Source organism: Micromonospora sp. NPDC051296 (assembly GCF_040682255.1).
Taxonomy (GTDB): Bacteria; Actinomycetota; Actinomycetes; order Mycobacteriales; family Micromonosporaceae; genus Micromonospora; species Micromonospora craterilacus.
Map to the genome: position 1 here is coordinate 16,951 of NZ_JBFBAO010000016.1, position 23,600 is coordinate 40,550.

19 protein-coding genes and 3 pseudogenes are annotated in these 23,600 nt (G+C 71.7%); 21 read left to right on the forward strand and 1 reads right to left on the reverse strand.

Going from position 1 to position 23,600, the window contains the following annotated elements; genetic code table 11:
* Nucleotides 1-146: 146 nt before the first annotated feature.
* Genes AB0M52_RS03410 through AB0M52_RS03420 form a run of 3 tightly spaced genes read left to right on the forward strand, consistent with a single transcriptional unit; the run spans nt 147 to nt 2,633 of the window.
* Entirely contained in the window at nt 147-878 is a 732-nt protein-coding gene (locus AB0M52_RS03410; protein ID WP_363948333.1) for a phosphocholine cytidylyltransferase family protein, read from the forward strand.
* Nucleotides 866-1,933, forward strand: coding sequence for an iron-containing alcohol dehydrogenase family protein (locus AB0M52_RS03415; protein WP_363948288.1), 1,068 nt, complete (start codon nt 866-868; stop codon nt 1,931-1,933). The genes AB0M52_RS03410 and AB0M52_RS03415 overlap by 13 nt, the downstream gene beginning before the upstream one ends.
* Entirely contained in the window at nt 1,917-2,633 is a 717-nt protein-coding gene (locus AB0M52_RS03420; RefSeq protein ID WP_363948290.1) for a CDP-alcohol phosphatidyltransferase family protein, read from the forward strand. The genes AB0M52_RS03415 and AB0M52_RS03420 overlap by 17 nt, the downstream gene beginning before the upstream one ends.
* A 111-nt stretch (nt 2,634-2,744) precedes the next feature.
* Here the strand turns inward: AB0M52_RS03420 and AB0M52_RS03425 are convergent, their stop codons facing one another.
* Nucleotides 2,745-4,067 (reverse strand): glycosyltransferase family 4 protein, encoded by a 1,323-nt coding sequence (locus AB0M52_RS03425; protein WP_363948293.1) that lies wholly within the window; start codon nt 4,065-4,067, stop codon nt 2,745-2,747.
* Nucleotides 4,068-4,092: 25 nt separating this feature from the next.
* On the opposite strand from AB0M52_RS03425, the gene AB0M52_RS03430 reads away from it, so the two are divergent.
* The 18 genes and pseudogenes from AB0M52_RS03430 to AB0M52_RS03515 all read left to right on the forward strand — a co-directional run.
* Nucleotides 4,093-4,953 (forward strand): DNA-formamidopyrimidine glycosylase family protein, encoded by an 861-nt coding sequence (locus AB0M52_RS03430; protein ID WP_363948296.1) that lies wholly within the window; start codon nt 4,093-4,095, stop codon nt 4,951-4,953.
* A gap of 268 nt (nt 4,954-5,221) precedes the next feature.
* A complete protein-coding gene (locus tag AB0M52_RS03435) occupies nt 5,222-6,793 on the forward strand; it encodes a sugar transferase (RefSeq protein WP_363948336.1) in 1,572 nt (523 codons plus the stop codon).
* Between the two features lie 40 nt (nt 6,794-6,833).
* Nucleotides 6,834-8,060: a histidine kinase gene (locus AB0M52_RS03440; protein WP_363948299.1), complete on the forward strand. Its 1,227-nt coding sequence runs from the start codon at nt 6,834-6,836 to the stop codon at nt 8,058-8,060.
* Nucleotides 8,057-8,818 (forward strand): LytTR family DNA-binding domain-containing protein, encoded by a 762-nt coding sequence (locus AB0M52_RS03445; RefSeq protein ID WP_363948302.1) that lies wholly within the window; start codon nt 8,057-8,059, stop codon nt 8,816-8,818. The genes AB0M52_RS03440 and AB0M52_RS03445 overlap by 4 nt, the downstream gene beginning before the upstream one ends.
* A 133-nt stretch (nt 8,819-8,951) precedes the next feature.
* Nucleotides 8,952-11,036, forward strand: a complete 2,085-nt coding sequence (locus AB0M52_RS03450) for a carboxypeptidase regulatory-like domain-containing protein (RefSeq protein ID WP_363948305.1) — start codon at nt 8,952-8,954, stop codon at nt 11,034-11,036.
* Nucleotides 11,037-11,264: 228 nt separating this feature from the next.
* Complete coding sequence (locus AB0M52_RS03455) at nt 11,265-11,615, forward strand: hypothetical protein (protein ID WP_363948339.1); 351 nt, start codon at nt 11,265-11,267, stop codon at nt 11,613-11,615.
* Complete coding sequence (locus AB0M52_RS03460; RefSeq protein ID WP_363948308.1) at nt 11,616-13,256, forward strand: cation acetate symporter; 1,641 nt, start codon at nt 11,616-11,618, stop codon at nt 13,254-13,256.
* 171 nt (nt 13,257-13,427) lie between these two features.
* Entirely contained in the window at nt 13,428-14,192 is a 765-nt protein-coding gene (locus AB0M52_RS03465; protein WP_363948311.1) for an ABC transporter ATP-binding protein, read from the forward strand.
* A complete protein-coding gene (locus tag AB0M52_RS03470) occupies nt 14,177-15,868 on the forward strand; it encodes an ABC transporter permease (protein ID WP_363948314.1) in 1,692 nt (563 codons plus the stop codon). The genes AB0M52_RS03465 and AB0M52_RS03470 overlap by 16 nt, the downstream gene beginning before the upstream one ends.
* A pseudogene (locus AB0M52_RS03475) lies at nt 15,864-16,455 on the forward strand (flavin reductase family protein); the annotation flags it as partial. The gene AB0M52_RS03470 and the pseudogene AB0M52_RS03475, both read left to right, overlap by 5 nt.
* A 133-nt stretch (nt 16,456-16,588) precedes the next feature.
* Nucleotides 16,589-16,928, forward strand: a pseudogene (locus AB0M52_RS03480) (hypothetical protein); the annotation flags it as partial.
* A 118-nt stretch (nt 16,929-17,046) separates the two neighbouring features.
* Nucleotides 17,047-18,021 (forward strand): NAD-dependent epimerase/dehydratase family protein, encoded by a 975-nt coding sequence (locus tag AB0M52_RS03485; protein WP_363948317.1) that lies wholly within the window; start codon nt 17,047-17,049, stop codon nt 18,019-18,021.
* A gap of 66 nt (nt 18,022-18,087) precedes the next feature.
* Nucleotides 18,088-19,314: an LCP family protein gene (locus tag AB0M52_RS03490; RefSeq protein ID WP_363948319.1), complete on the forward strand. Its 1,227-nt coding sequence runs from the start codon at nt 18,088-18,090 to the stop codon at nt 19,312-19,314.
* A 260-nt stretch (nt 19,315-19,574) separates the two neighbouring features.
* On the forward strand, nt 19,575-20,765 hold the full coding sequence (locus tag AB0M52_RS03495; RefSeq protein ID WP_363948321.1) for an LCP family protein: 1,191 nt from the start codon (nt 19,575-19,577) through the stop codon (nt 20,763-20,765).
* Between the two features lie 194 nt (nt 20,766-20,959).
* Entirely contained in the window at nt 20,960-21,898 is a 939-nt protein-coding gene (locus tag AB0M52_RS03500; RefSeq protein WP_363948342.1) for an LCP family protein, read from the forward strand.
* An 89-nt stretch (nt 21,899-21,987) separates the two neighbouring features.
* A complete protein-coding gene (locus tag AB0M52_RS03505; RefSeq protein ID WP_363948323.1) occupies nt 21,988-22,323 on the forward strand; it encodes a rhodanese-like domain-containing protein in 336 nt (111 codons plus the stop codon).
* Nucleotides 22,324-22,334: 11 nt separating this feature from the next.
* The gene (locus AB0M52_RS03510) at nt 22,335-23,126 is read left to right on the forward strand and encodes a glycerophosphodiester phosphodiesterase family protein (RefSeq protein WP_363948325.1); all 792 of its coding nucleotides are present in this window, start codon (nt 22,335-22,337) and stop codon (nt 23,124-23,126) included.
* 49 nt (nt 23,127-23,175) lie between these two features.
* A pseudogene (locus tag AB0M52_RS03515) lies at nt 23,176-23,600 on the forward strand (PAS domain-containing sensor histidine kinase); the annotation flags it as partial.

Here is a 23,600-nt window from a genome sequence, read left to right on the forward strand (position 1 = left end):
TACACGGTTAACCGCAATGGTGAGCCCAGCAGGTTTCCAGGACAAGACCAGACAGCGGGCCTTCAGCATCCTTCGGTCGACCGGGCCGTGAGCGGCGGCGCTATCCTCCTTCGGTGAACGCCGCGAGAACAGGAACTGATGCCGGCATGGTCGGGATGGTGCTGGCAGCTGGAGCCGGCCGCCGGCTGCGCCCCTACACCGACACCCTGCCCAAGGCGCTGGTGCCCGTGGACGGTGAGATCACCATCCTCGACATCGCACTGCGCAACCTCGCCGAGGTGGGGCTCACCGATGTCGTGGTGGTGGTCGGCTATGCGGCGGACGCCGTCCGCGAACGCCAGGCCGACCTGGAGCACAGCTACGGCGTCAAGATCACCCTAGTGCACAACGACAAGGCCGAGGAGTGGAACAACGCGTACTCCCTCTGGCTGGCCCGCGACTGGTTCGCCCGGGGCGTGCTGCTGGTCAACGGCGACACCGTGCACCCGGTGAGCGTGGAGAAGACCCTGCTGGCCGAGCGTGGCCCGGGCATCCTGCTGGCGATCGACACCATCAAGCCACTGGCCGAGGAGGAGATGAAGACCACCTTCGACGCCGCCGGCCAGCTCACCCGGATCACCAAGCTGATGGACCCGGGCGAGGCGTACGGCGAGTACATCGGGGCGACGCTGATCGAGCCGCAGGTGGCCGAGGCCCTCGCCGACGCGCTGGAGGCCACCTGGCGGCGTGACCCGAACCTGTACTACGAGGACGGGTACCAGGAGTTCGCCGACCGCGGCGGCGAGGTGCGGCCGGCCCCGATCGGGGACGTCGCCTGGGTGGAGGTCGACAACCACGACGACCTGGCCCGGGCGCGGGAGATCGCATGCCGCTACTAGCCCGTACCGTCACGACGCCGCTGTCGATCGAGGTCCGTCGGGGCGCGGTGGCCGACCTCGGCGCGCTGCTGGCCGACCGGCGGATCTCCGGCGGCGGCGACGTAGCGGTGGTGGTCGGCCCGGGGCAGGGTGAGAAGATCGTCGAACTCTGCCGGCCGTCGCTCGGCTCGGCCGACGTCTTCACCGTCGCCGGCGGCAGCGTCGATTCCGCCAACGAGCTGGGCGACCAGCTACGCCACCGGCACTACGACGCGGTCGTCGGCATCGGCGGCGGGAAGACCATCGACACCGCCAAGTACGCCGCCACCCGTTACGGCATCCCGATGGTCACCGTGGCGACCAGCCTCGCCAACGACGGCATCGCCTCCCCGGTGGCGTCGTTGACCCATGAGGGCGGCAAGGGCTCGTACGGCGTGCACATCCCGATCGCGGTCCTGGTCGACCTCGATTTCGTGGAGAACGGGCCGGACCGGCAGACCCAGGCCGGCATCGGCGACGCGGTGAGCAACCTGAGCGCCATCGCCGACTGGGAGCTGGCCCACGAGGTACGCGGCGAACCGATCGACGGGCTCGCCGTGACGCTGGCCCGGACCGGGGCGGAGGCGCTGGTCAACCATCCCGGCAAGATCACTGACGACGCGTTCCTGACCACGCTGGCCGAGGCGCTGATCCTGGGCGGCATCTCGATGTCGATCTGCGGCTCCAGCCGGCCGGCGAGCGGCGGCGACCACGAGATCTCGCACGCCATCGACCACCTCTACCCGGGCACCGGTTCGCACGGTGAGCAGGCCGGCCTGGGCGCGCTGTTCTGCACCTTCCTCCGGGGCGACCTGGAACGGTTCGGCCAGCTCGCCCGCTGCCTGCACCGACACGGCCTGGCCACCCGGCCGGACGACCTCGGGCTCACCGAGGAGCAGTTCGTCGAGGCGGTGGCCTTCGCCCCGCGTACCCGGCCGGACCGCTACACGATCCTCGAACACCTCGCGCTGTCCGCTGACGACCTTCGCACCCGGCTGGGAGACTACATTGACGCCCTCCGTGATCAGCTTGGCTGAGCCGTCGCGCCCCACGGCCGCCGACTTTTACCGGACGAACCGGGGTGGTGGTCTGTTCAGCGAGTCGGTGAGCCAGTGGATCGGCGCGGTCTTCGCGCTGGTCGCGCAGCGGCTCGGGCTCCGCCCGACCACGCTGACCATCACCAACCTGGTGCTCGGGCTGGCCACCTCGGTCACCGTGGTCGCGCTCGCCGGCCCGGTGGCCGCCGGGGACGTCCCGGCCTGGGTGGTCGGGCTGCTCGCCCTGGTCGGCTGGCAGATCGCGTACGCCCTGGACTGCGCCGACGGTCAGCTGGCCCGGGTGACCGGGCAGGGCAGCACGGCCGGTGCCCGGGTCGACGTGCTCTGCGACGTGGCCGCCCAGATCGCCCTGGTCGCAGCGCTGGCCGCCACCGCGGTGGCGCAGCGACCGGAGACGCCGACGTGGCTGGTGGCGGCCTTCGCCGGTACCTGGATGGTCAACCTGGTCACCTCGGTGATGCAGGCGGGCCCGAACGCGGCCAGCATGGTCACCTCCACCTCGCTGCCCGTACGCCTGGTGAAGCTGGTCCGCGACTACGGCGCGGTGATCTTCGTGGCCGCCCTGGTGCTGGCCGTGGCCCCCGCCCTCACCTTCTGGGCCCTGATCGCCTTCACGGTGATCAACGGCGGCTTCCTACTGGCCAGCATCGCCTTCTCCGCCCGCGCCAGCCTTCGCTGACCCTCACCCCGCACCCTCCGCGACCATGGAGTTGTGGTGCCCCGCGAAAGGGGTGAACCACCTCGAACCGGCCGCCATAACTCCATGATCGATGCGGCCAGGGGCGGGCGGTCAGGGGTGGTGGGTGATGGTGGTGTAGATGTCGATGAGGCGCTTGGTGACCACGTCGGGGTGGAAGGTGCGTTCGTAGCGGGCGCGGGCCGGGGCGGAAAGGGCGGCGGCTTCGGCGGCGGCCACCGGCAGGGCGGCGGCGAGCGCCGCCGGATCGGGCGGCACCACCCAGCCGGCCTCCCCGGTCAGAATCCCGGCCGGCAGGGCACTCGTCCCGACGATCGGGCCGCCGACGCCACTGCGGCCCGGACCATCCGCGCTGGCCGGGCCTCCCGGGCTCGGCGGGGCGGCCGCCGAGGCTGCCACGGCCGGGCCGGTGCCGGCGGGTTCCCGGGGGGTGTCCGCGCCGACCAGGTACGGGATGCCGCCGAGCGCGGTGCCGAGCACCGGACGTCCGCTGGCCAGCGCCTCGATGATCACGGTCGGCAGGACGTCGTGCCAGGTGGAGGTCGCCAGCACCACGGCGCTGGCGGCCAGCGCCTCGCGTACCCCCGCGCGGTCCAGCGGGCCGAGGAAGGTCACGTCGGACCGCTCGGCCGCCGCCGCCTCGACCAGCGGGCGCAACTCGCCGTCACCGGCGACCCGCAGCGGCCCGAGCGCGCCGTCCGGGTGCCGGCGCCACGCCTCCAGCAGCAGGCCGAGCCCCTTCTCCGGCGAGAGCCGGCCAAGGAAGAGGAAGCCCCGGCCGAGCGGCCCGGGAGCACCGGGATCGGGGATCGCGTTCGGCTTGACCACGATCCGTTCGTCCGGGATGCCGTAGTCGCGCAGGTGGTCGGCGACCGCGCTGGTCAGGGCGATGAACCGGTCCACCGACTTCCAGGTGCCCCGATGCACCGCCAGGGTGGTCGCCATCAGGGCGCTCTGCGCCCGCGACCCCCGATAGCAGCGGTGCACCACCGCCGGCACGCCCAGCGCCCGCCCCCGGCAGTCCTGGCAGATCACGCCGTCCCGGAAGTACAGCCCGGAGGAGCAGACCTGGCGGTAGTTGTGCACCGTCTGCACCACCGGCACCCCGTGCCGGTGGGCGGTCCGCACCACCCAGGGCGAGAGCAGCGGGTACGGGTTGTGCAGGTGCAGCACGTCCGGACGGTGCTCGGTGAGCAGCCGACCCAGCTCCTGCTGGGCCCGGGGCGCGTAGATCGGGGAGATCGGCAGCAGCGCCTTCGCGGTGGTCGGCATCGAGGGGATCTCGTCGGAGCTGCGCAGGAACGGCAGCACCTCCACCCCGGCCGCGGTGAGCTGGGCGATCTCCGCGTCGACGATGGTGTTCTCGCCAGAGGGCTGAGCTTCCCGGTACCGGTTGTGCGCCACCACGATTCTCACGCGCACAAACGCTACCGTTAACAACGTGCCCGAACTACCGGAGGTGGAGGCGCTCGCGGGTTACCTGCGGCAGCGCGCGGTGGGCCGGCGTGTCGACCGGTTGGAGGTCGCCGCGATCAGCGCCCTGAAAACGTACGACCCGGCACCGGCGGCTGTCGCCGGCCGGGCGGTGGTCGACGCCCGGCGGCACGGCAAGTTCCTCGACGTGGTCTTCGACGGTGGCCTGCACCTGGTGGTCCACCTGGCCCGGGCGGGCTGGCTGCACTACCGCGAGGCGTTCGCCTCGACCGTCCCGCTGCGTCCCGGCAAGGGCCCGATCGCGCTCCGGGTCCGCCTCGACGACGGCTCCGGCTTCGACCTGACCGAGGCCGGTACGCAGAAGAAGCTCGCCGCCTACCTGGTGACCGACCCGCAGGCGGTACCGGGGGTGGCCAAGCTCGGGCCCGATGCGCTCTCGGCCGACCTCGCCACCTTCGCCGGAGCGCTGCGCAGCCGCCGCGGGCAGGTCAAGGGGGTGCTCACCGACCAGGCGGTGCTGGCCGGGGTGGGCAACGCGTACTCGGACGAGATCCTGCACGCGGCGAAGCTGTCGCCGTTCGCGCTGACCGACCGGCTGACCGACGACCAGTGCGCGACCCTGCACGCGGCGACCCGGCGGGTGCTCGGCGACGCGGTGACCCGCTCGCTGGGGCAGCGGGCCGCCGAACTGAAGGGCGAGAAGCGATCCGGGCTGAAGGTACACGCCCGGACCGGGCTGCCCTGCCCGGTCTGCGGGGACACCGTCCGGGAGGTCTCGTTCGCCGACTCCAGCCTCCAGTACTGCCCGACCTGCCAGACCGGCGGCAAGCCCCTTGCTGACCGACGGTTGTCCAAACTCGTACGGTGAGTAACACCACTCACTGGTTACGGAGAGGAATCGGACGCGGGGTACGCAACCACCGGTCCGGCGCTCTACCCGGGCCGCCATCCATCGGTATAGTGGCCCGGTCCCCGGCTTCCGGATGGCGTGGAGCCGGCCAGATCCCAGGCGAAAACGAGCCCGCCGCGCAATGTCCTCCGGGTCGGCGACGGGTACGGATCGAGCGTGGGAAACTGGAACGGTGGGCGACCCGGGCCCTCACGGCGAGTGAGCGGCGCGTGTCATGCGGGAGGACATGGGTGAGGTGACGACTAGCCTCCAGCGCCCGGTATCCAACGAAGGCCGGAGCAAACTCGTGCGGCACGTCGACAGCTTCGAGATCCAGCCGCCGAACCCGCCGTCCCCCAACGGCGTACCCCGATCGGCGTGGGCCCGAGCCCGACGACGCGTCTCCCGCTGGCACCGCCCCTACACGGCGATCCTGCTGCTGCTGGACTTCGCGGCGGTCGCCTTCTCCAGCTTCACCGCGATCCGCACCTTCGACCAGGCCACCGCGGGCTTCTACGACGCCCAGAACGACCCGACCTGGTTCTTCACCGTGGCCTTCCTGCTGCTGCCGCTGGGCTGGCTGGTCATCCTCTGGTTCAACGGCGCCTACGACCGGCGCTGCCTCGGGCTCGGGCCGGACGAGTTCAAGCGGGTGATCCGCGCCGGGGTGGCGGTCTGCGCCACCGTGTCGTTCCTCGCCTTCGCCACCAAGACCGACCTGTCCCGATTCACCGTCGGCACCGCCCTGCTGCTGGCGCTGCTGCTGATCCTGCTGGGCCGGATCCTGGCCCGCTTCGTGCTGCACGTGGTCCGCCGCAACATCCAGCAGGCGGCGCACCGGATGGTGCTGGTCGGCACCCTGCCGGAGTGCCTGGAGGTGTACACGGCGGTCACCCGTAACCCCTCGGCCGGGCTGGTGCCGGTCGCCATCCACATCACCGACGGCTACGCGGCGGCCAAGGGGGTGCAGACCCCGGTCCCGGTGTACGCCGGCCGCGACGTGCTGGCCCTGGTACGTGAGGTGGGCGGCGACACCATCGCGGTCTGCGGCTCGGCCAGCGCCGAGCCGGGCGAGCTGCGCCGGCTGGCCTGGCAGCTGGAAGGCTCCGGCGTCGACCTGGTGGTGGCCCCGCAGCTGACCGACATCGCCGGGCCCCGGGTGCACATCCGCCCGATCGAGGGCCTGCCGCTGCTGCACGTCGAGGAGCCGACCCTGTCCGGGCCGGCGCTGCTGGCCAAGAGCATGATGGACCGGGTCGGTGCCGGGCTGGGCCTGCTGGTGCTGATCCCGGTCTTCCTCGCCATCGCCATTGCCATCCGGATCTCCGACCCCGGGCCGGTCTTCTTCCGTCAGCCCCGGGTGGGGCACGAGGGGCGCACGTTCCGGGTGTGGAAGTTCCGGACCATGTACGTCGACGCGGAGGACCGGCTGGCCAGCCTGGTCGACCAGAACGAGACCGACGGCATGCTGTTCAAGATGAAGCAGGATCCGCGGGTCTTCCCGGTCGGCCGCTTCCTGCGCGCCTCCTCGCTGGACGAGCTGCCGCAGTTGATCAATGTGCTCAAGGGCGAGATGTCGCTGGTCGGGCCGCGCCCGCTGCCCGCCGACGACGGCGACTTCCTGGGCGATGTGCGGCGTCGGCTGCTGGTCCGTCCCGGCATGACCGGGTTGTGGCAGGTGTCCGGCCGTTCCGACCTGTCCTGGGACGAGGCGGTCCGGCTGGACCTCTACTACGTTGACAACTGGTCGCTGGCGTACGACCTGAGCATCCTGTGGCGCACGGTGGGTGTGGTGCTGGCGCGCAAGGGCGCGTACTGACCCCTTGGCCGGGCCGGCCGAAACGACCAGGATCGTGCGCGTGAGTGGCAACCTCTCGGCCGTCGTCGGCGTCGTCTCGCTGTGCACCGTGCTGGCCGCGGCCCTGTTCGCGGTCGGCCGGCTGCGCGGGCGGCGCGGCATCGCCACCGCGGGTCAGCGGGCCACCTACGAGGTGCTGCACACCGCCGGGCTGGCCGCCGAGCCGCTGCGGGCCGGGCTGAGCCCTGCCGGAGCGGCCAAGGCCGCCCGTCACCTGCGCACCCTGGTCGGCGCGGACGGGTTGGCGTTGACCGACACCGAGGAACTGCTCGCCCTCGACGGGCGCGGCGCGCATCACGGAGAGCAGCTGCGTGCGGCGGCCCGACGGGTGGTCGCCTCGGAGCGCTCCACCGTGCTCGGCGAGTCGGAGCTGCGCTGCGACCGGGTCGACTGCCCGGTCCGGGGGGCGGTGGTGGCCCCGCTGGCCGGTGAGGAAGGTCGGGTCGCCGGAGCGCTGGTCGCGATCACCGACGGCGCCCCCGCTCCGGGCCTGGTGCAGGCCACCCTGGAGACCGCGCACTGGGCCGGCAGTCAGCTCGCCCTGGCCGAGCTGGACTCGTCCCGGGAGCGGCTGGCCCGGGCCGAGGTCCGCGCGCTGCGGGCCCAGATCAGCCCGCACTTCATCTACAACGCGCTGACCGCGATCGGCTCGTTCGTCCGCACCGACCCGGAACGGGCGCGGGAGCTGATCCTGGAGTTCGCCGAGTTCACCCGGTACTCGTTCCGGGCGCACGGCGAGTTCACCACGCTGGCCGAGGAGCTCCGGTCGATCGACCGCTACCTGACCATCGAGCGGGCCAGGTTCGGTGACCGGCTCCAGGTTCGGCTCCAGATCGCCCCCGAGGTGCTGCCGGTCATCCTGCCGTTCCTGTGCCTGCAGCCGCTCGTGGAGAACGCCGTCCGGCACGGGTTGTCGCGCAAGCCCGGCACGGGCATGGTGAGCATCGAGGCCCGGGACGCGGGCGCCGAATGCCACATCACGGTGGAGGACGACGGGGTGGGGATGGATCCGGGCACGTTGACCGCCGGGATTGCCGAGCTGGCCGGGACCGCTGGCGACCCGGGCGACGATCCGGGCCAGCACGTCGGTCTCTCGAACGTCGACGAGCGACTCCGGTCCGTCTTCGGGGACGGCTTCGGCCTGGTGGTGGAGACAGGTCTGGGTTCGGGTACGAAGGTGAGCATGCGGGTGCCGAAGTTCCATCCCGGCGTACGGGCCGGCTCGTGACCGCCTCGGGCTTCCTGCGCGTGCTCGCGGTGGACGACGAACCGCCCGCGCTGGACGAGCTGGCCTACCACCTGCGCGCCGATCCCCGGGTGGCCCGGCTGCACACCGCCGGCGACGCCACCGAGGCGCTACGGGTGCTCCGGGACGGCGACGTGGACGTGGTCTTCCTGGACATCCGGATGCCCGGCCTGGACGGCATGGAGCTGGCCCGGGTGCTGCGTCGCTTCGCCCGGCCACCGGCGATCGTCTTCGTCACCGCGTACGACGACGGCGCGGCGGACGCCTTCGACCTCGGTGCCACCGACTACGTTCGCAAGCCGGTACGCGCCGAGCGGCTGGCCGAGGCGTTGCGCCGGGTGGTCGGCTCGCGGGTGGTGCCGTCCCACCCGGCCGCCCTGGCCCGGACCGAGGAGGATCCGACGATCCCGATCGAGCTGGCCGGCAGCACCCGGATGCTGCCCCGGTCGGCGGTGCGGTGGGTGGAGGCGCAGGGTGACTACGCGCGGCTGCACACCGCAGACGGGGCGCATCTGGTGCGGGTGTCGCTGGCGACCCTCGCCGAGCGGTGGGCCGACGCCGGGTTCGTCCGGATCCACCGGTCGCACCTGGTGCAGCTCCGGCTGATCGCCGAGCTCCGCCTGGTCAACTCGGGGTACGTGGTGGTGGTCGACGGCACCGAACTGCCGGTCAGCCGGCGGCACATCCGGGAGCTGAAGGACAAGCTGGTCCGCGCCGCAAAGCAGGAGTGGAGCCGCTGAGCGTCCACAGCGGACTTCTCATCCGCAGTGGGTATCGCCGCTGTTCTATCCTCGGTCGTGCCGGTCCGGTACGGGGCGCGGGACCGGCGCGGGCGCACCGCCTGCACGGGGCGCCCCGCACCCTCACGTTTGGATGCAGATGCAACCTCGCCTCATCCGCCGCGCCGTACTGGCCGGCGTCGCCGTGGTGGCCGTCGTGCTGCCCGGTGCCACCCCCGCCTTCGCCGCGGACACCGGCACCATCAGCGGTCGTCTGACGACCGGTGCCGGCGCCGCTGCCCCCGACGTCCCGGTCTTCGTCTATCCGGCCGGGGACTACACGGCCGTCGCCGACACGCACACCGACGACCAGGGCAACTACACCTTGCCCCACATCGCCCCCGGCTCGTACACGGTCGGGTTCCTTCCCGGCGGCCGGCCGGAGCAGTACCACCGGCAGAAGCTGCGGCCGTGGGACGCCGACCCGGTCATCGTTGCCGCTGGCGCCACCACGACCGTCGACGAACAGTTGTTGGCCGCTGGCACCATCACCGGGCGCATCCTGGACGCCGCCGGTGAGCCCGTACCCGACCTGCGCATCCAGGCCCGTGGGGTCGACTCCGGGGAGTGGAGCGGTGCTAGCACCGACTCCGAGGGCCGGTACGAGATGGCCGTGATCGCGGGACGCTACCGGGTCAGTTTCGAGCCGATCGAAGGCTCCTACCAGGCGCAGTACGTACCCGGCGAGCTCGACGAGGAGAGCGCGGCCGTCTTCGAGGTCACCGACGACTCGGAGACCGTGGTCGACGACACGGTGCTGCCGGTGGGCACGCTGTCGGGCCGGTTCACCACCGCAGCCGGTGCACCACTGAGCGGTGCGCAGGTCTACCTCTACACCGCGAACATGCACAGCGCGGCCTGGACCGACACCGACGCCGACGGCGGGTTCGAGGTTCGGGTGTTCGCCGGCGCGTACAAGGTTGGGCTGTTCACGGAGGACCGGCAGCAGTACTACCGGGGACAGCCCACTGCCGACCTGGCCGACCTGGTGACCGTGCGGGGCGGTCAGGAAACCACTATCACCGACAGCCTGCTGGGCACCGGCTCCGTGCGGGTCACGGCCATCGACTCGGTGACCGGCGCTCCGATCGCCAACTTCTGCGCCCACGACGCGTGCAGCAACGGCACCGGCTCCGTGCTCGTCTCCGAGTTGCCGCAGGGGCGGCACGACATCTACCTGTACGCGCCCGACGGTCGCTACTTCCCTCGGGACCGGACCGGTGTACGGGTCCGCGCCGACCACACCACCGAGCTGACCGTCAAGCTGCGGCCCGGCGCGGTCATCACCACCACCGTGGTGGACCGGCAGAGCGGCGCACCCGTGTCGGCGGTCTGCCTGGCCACCTACCTGCCCAAGCGGGTGGCCCTCGGGGACAGCTACGGCATGTGCAGCGATCGAAGCGGCCGCGTCAACATCGGACCGCTCACCGCCGGCGACTACAAGCTGTTCGCCAGTCCGCAGGGTTCGACGTACGGGCGGCAGTGGGTCGGCCCGAACGGCGGCACCGGTGACGAGCGGGAGGCGGCGCTTGTCACCGCGACCGTCGGGCAGGTGGCCACTGGGCCGACGGTACGGCTCGACCGGGCGGGCCGGGTGACCGGCCGGGTGACGGACGCGCAGACCGGCGCGCCCCTCCCGTACGCCAACGTGTCGGTACTCACCACCCACCCGGGCGTCGGTGCCGAGGACGCACGCACCGACGAACAGGGCGTCTACACGCTGACCCGGCTCGGCCCGTACGAGTGGCCGGTGGTGTTCAGCCGTGGCTCGTACGCCACCGTCTGGTCGGGCGGTGCGACGAGCCGCTTCAAGGCCACTCCGGTGCCGGTCACCAGCGGTGCCACGGCTGTCCTCGATGCGGCACTCAACGCTGGCGTGCAGCTCACCGGCACCTTCCGCGATACCGAGGGCCGGCCGCTGTCCAGCGGTTGGGTCGTCGCGCACAGCGCCGACACCGGTGACATCGCCGCCAGTGGTTGGCTCTCCGACGGAGAGTTCAGCATGCGGCTGACCGGACGGCAGCGGATCTTCTTCAGCTACAACGTTCACCGGGGCGAGGGTGAGATGTACTCGGGCCGGTACCGGGTCGTCGACCCGGACGGCAACCGTCGGCTGGCCCGGTTCACCGTGCCGGCGACCGGCTCAATGAGCGCCGACCTGGTCATCTCGACCAGCTGATCCACCGTCGACCGGGGGTGGCAGCTCACGATGCCACCCCCGGTCCACCGGGTTTTCCACAGGCGCGGCTCGTTGTCCACAGGTTGTCCACAGCCCTCTTGACATTCCCGTCGGGCGGACGAGACTGCCGGGGTGGCCGTCGAGGATCCAGTGCCGGCACCCCGCCGACCCGAGCCGTCCCCGGCCCTCGGGGAGCAGGTCGCGCCGGGGCCACCCGCGCGTACCCGGGTGGTGCTGGCCGAGGTGTCCCGCCGGCAGCACCGCGTCGGCGGCGCCCACACCGAGCTGACCCAGCAGACCCGGGTCGGTGACGCACTGGTCCGCGGCCTGGTCCGGGCCCAACTGGCGCTGGCGTTGCAACTGTCCGCGGTGGTGCTGGTCGGGCTGGGCGGGCTGCCCTGGCTGTTCGCCATCGCACCCGCGCTCGGTCGCACCACGGTGCTCGGCGTCAACCTGCCCTGGCTGCTGCTCGCGGTGCTCTCCTTCCCGTTCCTGGCCGCCGTGGGTTGGACGTACGTGCGGCTGGCCGAACGCAACGAGCAGGACTTCACCGACCTGGTTCAGCGGCCGGAGCGCTGAATGGGCAACGACCTCGTCGTGCCGGCGATCGTGGCGGTCACCCTGGTCACCGTCGGGATCGGCTTCTACGGGCTGCGGCTGGCCCGCACCACCTCCGACTTCCTGGTCGCCTCGCGGGTGGTCAGCCCGACCTGGAACGCCGCCGCGATCGGCGGCGAGTACCTGTCGGCGGCGAGCTTCCTGGGCGTCGCCGGGCTGATCCTCAAGTACGGCGTGGACGTGCTCTGGTACCCGGTCGGCTTTGCCGCCGGCTACCTGGCCCTGCTGATGTTCGTGGCCGCGCCGCTGCGCCGGTCCGGCGCGTTCACCCTGCCCGACTTCTGCGAGCTGCGGCTGGGCTCCCGCCGGCTGCGGGCGCTGGCCACCGCCTTCGTGATCTTCATCGGCTGGCTCTACCTGGTGCCGCAGTTGCAGGGTGCCGGGCTGACGCTGGCCACGCTGGCCGGCTCGCCGTACCCGGTGGGGGCCCTGGTGGTGGCCGCGGTGGTAACCACCAACGTCGCGTTCGGTGGGATGCGCGCGATCACCTTCGTCCAGGCGTTCCAGTACTGGCTGAAGCTGACCGCGCTCGCCGTACCCGCGATCTTCCTCGCGTTGCAGTGGCAGGCCGACGGGCGACCGCCGGTGACCCCGCCCGACGGGCCGACGTTCCGGACCGCGACCACCGTCGTGGTCGAGCATCGCGCCGTCCTCACCCTGCCCGACGGGCAGACCCGGGAGGTACGCCCTGGCGACGAGTTGACCTTCGCCGCAGGTGAGCCGGTGCCGGAGGTCTCCGGGGCGGCCACGAGCGTCACCGACTGGCTGCTGCCCAGCACCGCCGGTGCCGACGACCGGGGCCTCTTCGCCACGTACTCGCTGATCCTGGCCACCTTCCTGGGCACCATGGGGCTGCCACACGTACTCGTCCGCTTCTACACAAATCCGGACGGCGCGGCCGCCCGCCGCACCACGCTGGTGGTGTTGGCCCTGGTCGGGGTCTTCTATCTGATGCCCACGATCTACGGCGTGCTCGGCCGGATCTACACCCCGCAACTGCTGGTCAGCGGCCAGACCGACGCGGTGGTGGTGCTGCTGCCCGAGGCGGCGCTCGGCGCTGGGACCACCGGCCGGCTGATGGCCGCCCTGGTCGCCGCCGGGGCGTTCGCGGCCTTTCTGTCCACCTCCTCCGGGCTGCTCACCAGCGTCGCCGGAGTGATCTCCACGGACGTGCTCGGCCGAGGCTCGGTCCACGGCTTCCGGCTGGCCACGGTGATCGCCGGGGTGGTGCCGACGATCCTCGCGCTGAACGTCTCCGGGCTGGACGTCTCACAGGTGGTCGGGCTGGCGTTCGCCGTCGCCGCGTCCAGTTTCTGCCCGCTGCTGGTGCTCGGCATCTGGTGGCGCGGGCTCACCGACGCGGGGGCGGCGGCCGGGATCCTGGTCGGCGGCGGCGCGGCGGTGACGGCGGTGCTGGTCACCGTGCTCGGCCCCCCGCTGACCGGCTGGCCGGCCACCCTCACCGCGCAGCCGGCTGCCTGGACGGTGCCGCTGGCCTTCACGGTGATGGTCGCGGTCTCCCTGGCGACCCGCCGCCGCGCCCCGGCCGACATCGGCCGCACCATGCTCCGCCTACACGCCCCCGACACCCTCCGCTTGTAAGGAAGGGCACCTTCTTAACGCCTGCGGTAGAGAAAGGGCCCCCTCTTAACACCACGGCCGACAGGCGGGCGGCGGGCGGGCGGTGGGCGGGTCACGTACGACTCGGGGATGATCTTCGACTCCGTCGCGGGTTGGTGGGAGCGCTGGTCCTGACCGGATACCGTCGGTGACATGACTGGTGAGCACCCGGCGCTGGCGCTGCGCGGCCTGGCCAAGAGGTTCGACAGCAAGATCGCGGTGGCCGGCGTGGACCTGGACGTGCCGGCCGGCTCGTTCTACGGGCTGCTCGGCCCGAACGGCGCGGGCAAGACCACCACCCTGTCGATGGCGGTCGGGCTGCTGCGGCCCGACGCCGGCGGCGCCTGGGTGCTCGGGCGCGACGTGTGGGCCGACCCGGTCGGGGCGAAGCAGCTGCTCGGCGTCATGCCGGACGGCGTACGCCTGTTCGACCGGCTCAGCGGCGCGGAGCTGCTGGCGTACCACGGTCTGCTGCGCGGTATGGACCCGGCGGTGGTCGACCAGCGCGCGGCCGAGCTGCTCGACGTGCTTGCCCTCGCCGACGCCGGCCGCACCCTGGTGGTCGACTACTCGGCCGGCATGAAGAAGAAGATCGGCCTGGCCTGCGCGCTGCTGCACGGGCCGCGGCTGCTGGTGCTGGACGAGCCGTTCGAAGCGGTCGATCCGGTCTCGGCCGCGCTGATCCGCGACATCCTCCAGCGGTACGTCGCGGGCGGCGGGACGGTGGTCTTCTCCAGCCATGTGATGGAGGTCGTGCAGCGGCTCTGCTCGCACGTCGCGATCCTCGCCGAGGGCACCATCAAGCGGGTCGGCACGCTGGCGCAGGTACGCGGCGACCGCTCGCTGGAGGAGGTCTTCGTCGAGGTGGTCGGCGGGCGTACGGCCACCGGTGAGGAGCTGGCGTGGCTGTCCCGGTGAACGCTCCGGCGAGCCCTGTCCGGCGCGTCTCGGCTCGGCACTTCGTCCGGCTCAAGCTGCGGGTGATGGGGAACAACTTCCGGGGCCAGGGCTGGCGCGTGGCGCTGTTCCTGATCGGGTCGCTGGTCGGGCTCTGGTTCGCGATCGGCGCCTTCGTCGGTTTCGCGGCCCCCGGGCTGGCCGGCAACGACCGGTACGCGATGCTGGTCGCCGCGTTCGGTGGCGGGCTGGCGGTGCTCGGCTGGCTGCTGCTGCCCCTGGTCTTCTTCGGCGTCGACGAGACGCTCGATCCGGCCCGCTTCGCGCTGCTGCCCCTGTCCCGGCGCACGCTGGTCACGGGGCTGTTCGCGGCGGCTCTGGTGAGCGTACCCACGGTCGCCGTGCTGCTGGCGCTCTCCGGCCTGGTGGTCACCGCCGGCGTGTTCGGCGGCTGGCTGGCCGCCCTGGTGGCCGCCGTCGGGGTGGTCTCCGGGCTGCTCCTCTGCGTGGCTGCGGCACGGGCGGTGACCAGCGCGTTCGCCACCATGCTCCGGTCCCGACGGGTGCGGGACCTGGCCGCCGTCCTGCTCGCGGTGGCCGCCGCGCTGCTCGGGCCGCTGCAGATCGCCGGCCTGGCCGCGATCCAGGACACCAACTGGGACCGGCTCACCGGGGTGGCGACCGTGGTCGGCTGGACCCCGTTCGGCGCACCATGGACGGCCGGCATCGACGTGGCCCAGGGGCGAGCCTGGGCCGCGCCGCTCAAGCTCCTGATCACCGCGTTGACAATTGCCGCGCTGTTGGCCTGGTGGTCGCGCTCGCTGGAGTCGGCCATGGTGGGCACGGCGACCGCCGGCCCGGCGCGGCCGAAGCCGGAGCTGACCGGCGGCTCGGTGGCCCGGCTCTTCCCGCGGGCGGCTGGCTGGCTGCGCCGCGACCAGTTCGGCGCGCTGGTCGCCCGGGAGGCCCGCTACTGGTGGCGGGACGCCCGGCGGCGGGCCAACCTGATCACCATCGCGGTGGTTGGCCTCTTCGTGCCGGTGATGGTCAACCTGGGCGGGCGGGGCTTCACCATCGACAGCGAGCAGGGGTTCAGCCCCCTCGGGGAGACCTCACCGGTCCTGGTCAGCCTCTCCATGCTCTTCGTCGGGCTGCTCGCCGCGGTGACCCTGGCCAACCAGTTCGGCTTCGACGGCAGCGCGTACGCCGCGAACGTGGTCGCCGGGGTGCCCGGCCGGCTGGAGCTGCGCGCCCGGATGACCGCCTTCTCGCTGTACGTGCTGCCGATGTTGGCGGTGGTCGCCGTGGTGGTGGCGCTGGTGCTCGGCGAACCGGCCTGGATCGGGTTCATGGCGGGCACGCTGGTCGCCACCTACGGCGCGGGGCTGGCGGTCAACTCGTTCGTCTCGGTGCTCGGCGCTTACTCGCTGCCGGAGACGAGCAACCCGTTCGCGATGAACAGCGGCGCCGGGGTGGCCAAGAGCCTGCTGACCCTGCTGGCCATGGTCGCCACCGCCGTGGGTGCCGTACCGATGGTGATCGCCGCCGCGCTGCTCGGCGACGCCTGGCTCTGGCTGGGCCTGCCGCTCGGCGTCGCGTACGGCGTCGGGGCGGCGCTGCTCGGCGCGTACCTGGCCGGCGACGTGCTGGACCGCCGCCAGCCGGAACTCCTGGCCGCAGTCACCCCCCGCCGCTGACGGCGTCGCGTTCCTGACCTGGGCACGGGCTCCGCGGGCCGGCCGAGCGGGTCACAATGTTTCACGTGAATCATGAGCCGGGTGCCCAGATCCACCACACCGACCCGTTCGCCGTGCCGGCGGGCGAGCGCTCGCCGGTACGCCGGTTGCGGGGTCGGCTCGCCGCGCCGGTGACGCTCTGGACGGCACCCGGGCCAGCCGGGCTGACCGTGTCCTCCACGTTGGTGGCGGAGGGCGAGCCGGACCGTCTGCTCGGCCTGATCGACGCCGAGTCTGACCTGTGGGCGGCGGTCGAGGAGGCCGGGCGGTTCGCGGTCGCGCCGCTCGGCCCGCCGCACCGGCAGCTGGCCGACCGGTTCGCCGGGCTGTTCCCGTCGCCCGGCGGCCTGTTCGCCACCGGGACGTGGGCCGACACGCCGTACGGTCCGGTGCCGGCCGACGCCGGCGGGTGGGCGGGGTGTCGGCTCGACAGCGCCCGGGAGTACGGCTGGGCGCTGCTGGTCGAGGCGACCATCGAGGTCGTCGAGCTGGTGGCGGAGACCGACCCGCTGCTGCACTACCGGGGCCGGTACCGCGAACTGACCTGAGCGGTCGGGTTCCGGCGTGTCGACCGGGGGTGGCGGCCTGGCTGGCGCCAGCCCAGAAGCACCGCGCCACCGACCGAAGGCGCGGTGCCAGCGACCGGCCAACGGAGTGAGCTGGGTCACGACTACCCGGGAGCAGGACTGGGCCGGCAACACCGCCGCACCACAGTTGGCCGAGGCGCTCGGGATCGACTTCTTCGGCGGCGATCTGGGCGGCGCGGCGCTGCTGGCGATCATCGCGGCGGTCGCCTTCGCCACCATCCTGGCGGTGGTCGCGGGGTTGACCCTGGTCTCGTCGTCCAGCCTGGCGCACGACTTCTACGCCTGTTCTGTTCCCGCTGTCGAACCCGGGCATCCTGTCCATCCCGTTCGGCTTCCTCTGCGGCTGGATCGGCACGGTCATCTCGAAGGAGAGCGACGAGGAGAAGTACGCCGAGTTGGAGGTGCGCGCGCTCACCGGTGCGGGTGCGCACTGATCGATCAAGGCGCGACCGGCACTGCGACTGCGGGTGCACGCAGTAGCGCAGTGTTAAGTCAGGCCCCCGGTACGACGCCCAGCGTTAACCGGGGGCACCTCCTTATAGGCTGAGCGGTATGAAGGTTGAGCAGCGTTTCGGCCCCGGTCACCGCGTCCTGGTCACCGGTGGTGCCGGCTTCGTTCCGTCACACTTGGTGGATGCACTGATCGGGCGTGGCTGCACGGTGGTCGCGCTGGACAACTTCGTCACCGGGTCGAAGGAGAACGTCGCCCACCTGCTCGACACGCCGACCTTCACGCTGGTGGAGGCCGACGTCTCCGACGGGCTGCCGGCTCATCCCGCGCTGGCGGAGCGGTTCGACGCGATCCTGCACATGGCCTCCCCGGCCAGCCCGACCGACTTCGAGAAGCTGCCGGTGGAGATCCTGCGGGTGGGTTCGGTGGCCACCCTGCACCTGCTGGAGCGCGCGGTCGCCGACGGCGCCCGGTTCCTGCTGGCCTCCACCTCCGAGGCGTACGGCGACCCGAAGGAGCACCCGCAGCGGGAGACGTACTGGGGCAACGTCAACCCGATCGGCGTCCGCAGCGTGTACGACGAGGCCAAGCGCTTCTCCGAGGCGGCGACGATGGCGTACCGCCGGAGCCGGGGGCTGGACACCGCGATCGTACGGATCTTCAACACATACGGCCCGCGGATGCGTCCGGACGACGGCCGCGCGATCCCGACCTTCATCTCCCAGGCGCTGCGCGGCGAGCCGATCACCGTGCACGGCACCGGCAACCAGACCCGCTCGATCTGCTACGTGGCGGACCTCGTCCGGGGCATCCTGCTGCTGCTCGACTCGACCGAGAGCGGGCCGGTGAACTGCGGCACCGAGCACGAGATGAGCATGCGGGAACTGGCCGAGACGATCGTGTCACTCTGCGAAAGCAAGTCCGAGGTGGCGTACGTCACCCGCGGCGCGGACGACCCGGAGATGCGCCGGCCGGACCTCACCCTCGCCCGCGAAGTGCTCGGGTACGAGCCGACGGTAACGCCCGAGGTGGGCCTGCGACGCACGATTGAGCACTTCCGCGAGCAGCTAGGGTAACCGGCCCGACACGACGCAAACGCCGACGGAGGGCGGCACTGGCCGAGGCTGCGTACCCTGAGTTACATGGCAGCCACCATCCCCGTCGCACTGCCGATCCCCCACCTGCACCGCAGCGCCGGTCGCGCGGCGGTACCGGGCCCGGGTCGACGCGACCGCGCCGCCGGAACGACCGGCACGCGCCGGTATCCGTCGTACGACGACGAGCCGGCCTTCCCCAGCGGGCCGGGAGGTCCGCGCGGACCGGTGGGGCCGGGCGGACCCGGCGGCGGGCAACCGCCGCGCGGCCGGCGACCGCGCTGGCGCCGGATCGCCCTGGTGGCCGGCGTCGTGGTGCTGGTGCTGGCGCTGATCGGCGGCACCGGTGCGTGGTTCTACGCCCGCAGCCTCGACAACAACCTGGCCCGGACCGACCCGTTCTCGGAGATCACCGGTGGCCGGCCGGCCAAGGCCGTGAACGGCGCGTTGAACATCCTGCTGGTCGGCACCGACTCGCGGGACCCGGACGCACAGATGGACCGGGCCGGTGAGTGGCGCGCCGACACCATCATCGTCCTGCACATCCCCGCGGACCATGAGGAGGCATATCTCGTCTCCATTCCGCGGGACCTGTACGTGCCGATCCCGGAGAGCGCCGGCGCGGCCTGCGACTCCGGCCAACGGCGCAAGATCAATGCGGCGTTCGCCTTCGGCGGGCTGCCGCTGGCGGTACGCACCGTCGAGTGCTTCACCGACGTGCACATCGACCACGTGATGGCGATCGACTTCGGCGGATTCAAGCAGGTCACCGACGCGCTCGGCGGGGTCGACCTGAAGGTGGAGCGGACCATCACCTCGATCCACAAGCCGTACCGGAAGTTCACCAAGGGCACCAACCACATGAATGGCACCGAGGCGCTGGACTGGATCCGGCAGCGCAAGCAGTTCCCGGACGGCGACTTCGCCCGGATGCGCCACCAGCAGGAGTTCCTCCGGGCGCTGATGGACAAGGCGGCGAGCACGGACACGCTGACCAATCCGAAGAAACTCAACGCATTCCTCAGGTCCGTGACCGACGCGGTAACCGTGGACCAGGAATTCTCGCTGACCGACATGGCCCTGGAATTCCGCAACCTGCGGGGCGAGAACCTCACCTTCGTCACCAGCCCCCACCTGGGCAGCGACATGATCAACGGCGAGTCGGTGGTCGTCTCCGACCGGGAGAACGCCCTGACCATGTACCGGGCGATGTCCGCCGACACGATGGCCGACTGGGTGCGGGCGAACAAGAAACCGGAGTCCGACAACGGCTGACGACGGGCGCTGCGCGCATGGACCGCAGCGCCCGTCCCGGTTCACCGCCCACCGGCCAACCGGACGCCGCCACCGCCGGCGCTAATGCCTGAACATTTCCTGTGAACCAACCGCCAACCGTCTATTTGGATCTGTACGTTCGGCCATTTCAGCTGGATGACGCGGCGGAGAACGGTGACTGGCCAGCAAGCGAACTCGCCACGGCGGGAATGCGTACGTAAAGTGTTCCCGCCCCCCCGAGTACACGAGCTGGAGCATGCATGCCGGTTCACAGCCCCTCCCTGCTCGAGCCGCCTCGTGCGTCCGCCACCCCGCCCGCGCCCAAGGGCAGGGCACGATCCGGCAAGGCCGGGAAGGGGCTCGCCCGGCGCAAGGACCCGCTCTGGGCCCGGCTCACCGTGGTCTTCGGCGCCGTACTGATGATGACCAGCGGCATCGCCATCGTCGGCAGCAAGGCGGTGATCAGTCAGGCCACCGGCAGCATCTCCCAGCGCAACCTGCTCGGCGACGCGGGCAAGACGTTGGCGGAGGGCGGTAGCGACCTCAAGGGCCCGATTGACATGCTGCTGCTGGGCGTGGATGCCCGGGAGCGGTGGGCCGCCGACGACGTCCGGGCGGACAGCATCATCGTGCTGCATATCCCGGCCACCCACGACCAGGCCTACCTGATCTCGATCCCCCGGGACACCGAGGCGCGAATCCCGGCGTTCCCGAAGACGGGCTACCAGGGCGGGGTGGAAAAGATCAACGCAGCCTTCCAGGCGGGTGCCCGCAACGGCGGCGGCTGGGAGGGCGGCGCCCAACTGATGGCGCAGACCATCAAGAGCATGACCGGCGTCAGCTTCGATGGGGCGGCGATCATCAATTTCGGTGGCTTCAAGAACGTCATCGACGCCCTCGGCACCGTGCGCATCTGTCCGAAGCAGGACGTCAAGTCCATCCACATGTCGTACGTCGACGGCGAGCCGATGTGGAACGCGGACGCCAAGAAGACCGGCAAGCCGAGGACCCCGGTGGTGCACAAGAAGGGCTGCCAGGAGATGGAGGGCTGGGCCGCGCTGGACTACTCCCGCCAGCGTTACGGCCTCACCGGCGGCGACTACGCGCGGCAGCAGAACCAGCAGCAGCTGATCAAAGCGATGGCCAAGAAGGCCAGCTCGAACGGCACAATGACCGATCTCGGCAAGCTCAATGGGCTGATCAAGGCCGCCGGCAAGGCGTTCATCCTGGACACCGGGGGCGTGCCGGTGGAGGACTTCGTCTTCACCATGCGCGGGGTCACCGGCAACGAACTGATCATGCTGAAGACCAACGGCGGCACGTACAACGGCAACGGCAACGGCAACGAGGCGCTCAGCGAGCAGACCCTGGACATGTTCCACGCGGTCAAGCAGGACAAGCTCGCCGAGTTCGTCTTCTACAACCCCGAGGTGATCTCCTCCCGCAAGTGACCCGGTGCCGATACCCCGGATCGGCCGCCACCCTCCGTAATCCTTCGTAGCCTGACATGAGCAGGATTCATGTTGGGCCGACGGGGAGGGACGTCACGGCCAGATTGGCGCGGGACGGCGGAAAGCGGGCATCGGGCGGCGGCTCGGGGCGGCCGCGTTGGCCCCGCGTACTGCTCGGGATCGGGCTGGCGGTGGTGCTGCTGGCCACGCTCGCCGTGGTCGGCCTCCGGGTGCTCACCGCCCGGTACGAGCGCTCGATCACCCGCGAGCAACTGCTGGACCCGACCGCCCGCGCCGGCCGCACCGACCTGGACGGCCCGCTCAACTACCTGCTCGTCGGCTCGGACCGCCGGCCCGGCGACACCGGGCCGCAGCAGCGCACCGACACCATCCTGATCGTGCACGTCCCCGCCGGGCTACGCGAGGGCTACCTGGTCTCCGTGCCACGCGACCTGCTGGTCACCATCCCGCCCGGCGGCGGCTACCCCGGCGGCGAAGACAAGATCAACACCGCCTACGAGTACGGCGGGGGCGGCCAGGCCGGGGCGAGGCTGCTCTCCGCCACCCTGGCCAAGCTCACCGGGATCCGCTTCGACGGTGCCGCCCTGGTCGACTTTGCCGGCCTACGAAGCGTGGTCGACCTGCTCGGCGGAGTGAACATGTGCGTGCGGACCGAGGTGCGCTCGATCCACACCAACCGGGTGTTCCATCCCGGCTGCCAACAGATGGACGGCGCGCAGGCGCTCGACTACGTACGCCAGCGCTACGACCTGCCCGGCGGCGACTACGACCGGCAGACCAACCAGCAGCAGTTGCTGGGCGCCATGCTCGAACGCGCGGGACAGACCGATCTGCGCAGCAATCCCGTCCAGCTCCATCGGCTCATCCGGGCGGTCGGCGGGTCGCTGACCGTGGACACCAACGGGGTGCCGGTGGAGGATCTGCTGCTCGCGCTGCGCGGCCTGTCCACCGACGCACTGCGCGGCGTGCAGGTGCCTTCGTACCCACAGACCATCGACCAGGTGTCGTACGTCGTGCTCGACAACGGGGGCGACGGGTTGTTCGATGCGGTACGCGGCACCCGGATGCCGCAGTGGGCCGGCGCCCATCCGCGCTGGGTGACCCGACTCTGACCCGCAGGACGGCGGCGCGGCGACCCGACGTGGGGCGTCGCCGCGCCGGACGCGAGGGTCGCCGGGACGAGGTTCTAGGCTTGGTACCCGTGTTCGGACCTCAGATACCCACGGCAACCATTTCGGAGATCACCGAAGAGACGTACCTGCTCGACGTCCGGGAGGACGACGAGTGGGCCGCCGGTCATGCGCCCGGCGCCCACCACCTGCCGATGATGGAACTACCGGCCCGGATCGCCGAGGTCCCGACCGACCGGGACGTCGCCGTGATCTGCCGCTCCGGCGGGCGTTCCGGCCAGGTCGTCGCGTACCTCATGCGCAACGGGTGGGACCAGGTGCGCAACGTCGAGGGCGGGATGGGCGACTGGGCAGCCGCCGGACGGCCGGTGATCGGCTCGGACGGGCAGCCGGGCTGGGTCCTGTAGGGCGGGACCGGATGGCCACACCCCTCGTCTTCGCACACCGTGGCGCGTCGCACGACCTGCCGGAACACACCCTTGCCGCGTACCTGCGCGCCATCGACGAGGGCGCCGACGGGCTGGAGTGCGATGTCCGGCTCACCCGCGACGGGCACCTGGTCTGCGTACACGACCGCCGGCTGGACCGGACCAGCAACGGCCGTGGGCTGGTCAGCGCGCGTACCCTCGCCGAGCTGGACGAGTTGGACTACGGCTCCTGGCACCCGGGCTGCGTACCGGCCGACGGCGACGAGGTGCTCGACGACTCGCACACCCGGCTGCTTACCCTCGAACGGTTGCTGGAAGCCGTCCTCGCCGCCGGTCGGCCGGTTCGGCTGCTGGTGGAGACCAAGCACCCGTCCCGTTACGGCGGCGACGTCGAGCGCCGGCTGGTCGCGCTGCTGCGCCGGTACGGCCTGCTCGAACCGCGGCCCGACGATCCGGTACGGGTGACGGTGATGTCCTTCTCGCCACTGGCCGTACGTCGGATCGGGGCGCTGGCTCCCGCGCTGCCGACCGTGCTGCTGCTGGAGGTGCTGCCCCGCTGGCTGCGGCTGGGCCGGCTGCCGTTCGGTGCCGGCATCGCCGGCCCGGGGGTCGGGCTGGTGCGGGCCCGCCCCACGCTGGTGCCGGCGCTGCGGGCCGCCGGCAACCGGGTCTACGTCTGGACCGTGAACGAGCCGGACGACCTCGATCTCGTACTGGCCGCCGGGGTGGACGGAGTGATCACCGACCGTCCGGCGCAGACGCTGGCCCGGTTGCGTCGGTGAGCCGGTCGGGGGTGCCCGCGAACACGGGCGGCAGGGCACACTCGGGGTCATGCCGGAGCGCACCGACTACGCGGCTCTCATCGCCGGGCACACCGTCGTCATCGAGATGATCAACTCGGGCGACGCGGGCCTGCCGGTCCTGACCCAGTTGCTCCGGGTGGCGCAGCCGGCGCTCGGCGCCGCAGGAATGGCATTCGTGGAGTTCGCACCGAGTGGCGGTCGGGTGATCGCCGCCACCGGTGCCGCCGAGTGGACCATCGGCCGGCCGCTGTCGGCGAGCGACCCGGCCACCGTCTGCCTCCTCTCCGGCCCGCGCGTGCAGTGCGTACGGACCGATCACCTCACCAACCAGCTCGCCGTCGAGCTGGCCGAACGTGGCCTGCGGCGGATGGTGGTCTCCCGGGCGGAGATCGGCGGGCACACCGTCGGCAGCCTGCACGCGCTGTACCCGGCCGGCGCCGACGAGCCCGGCCC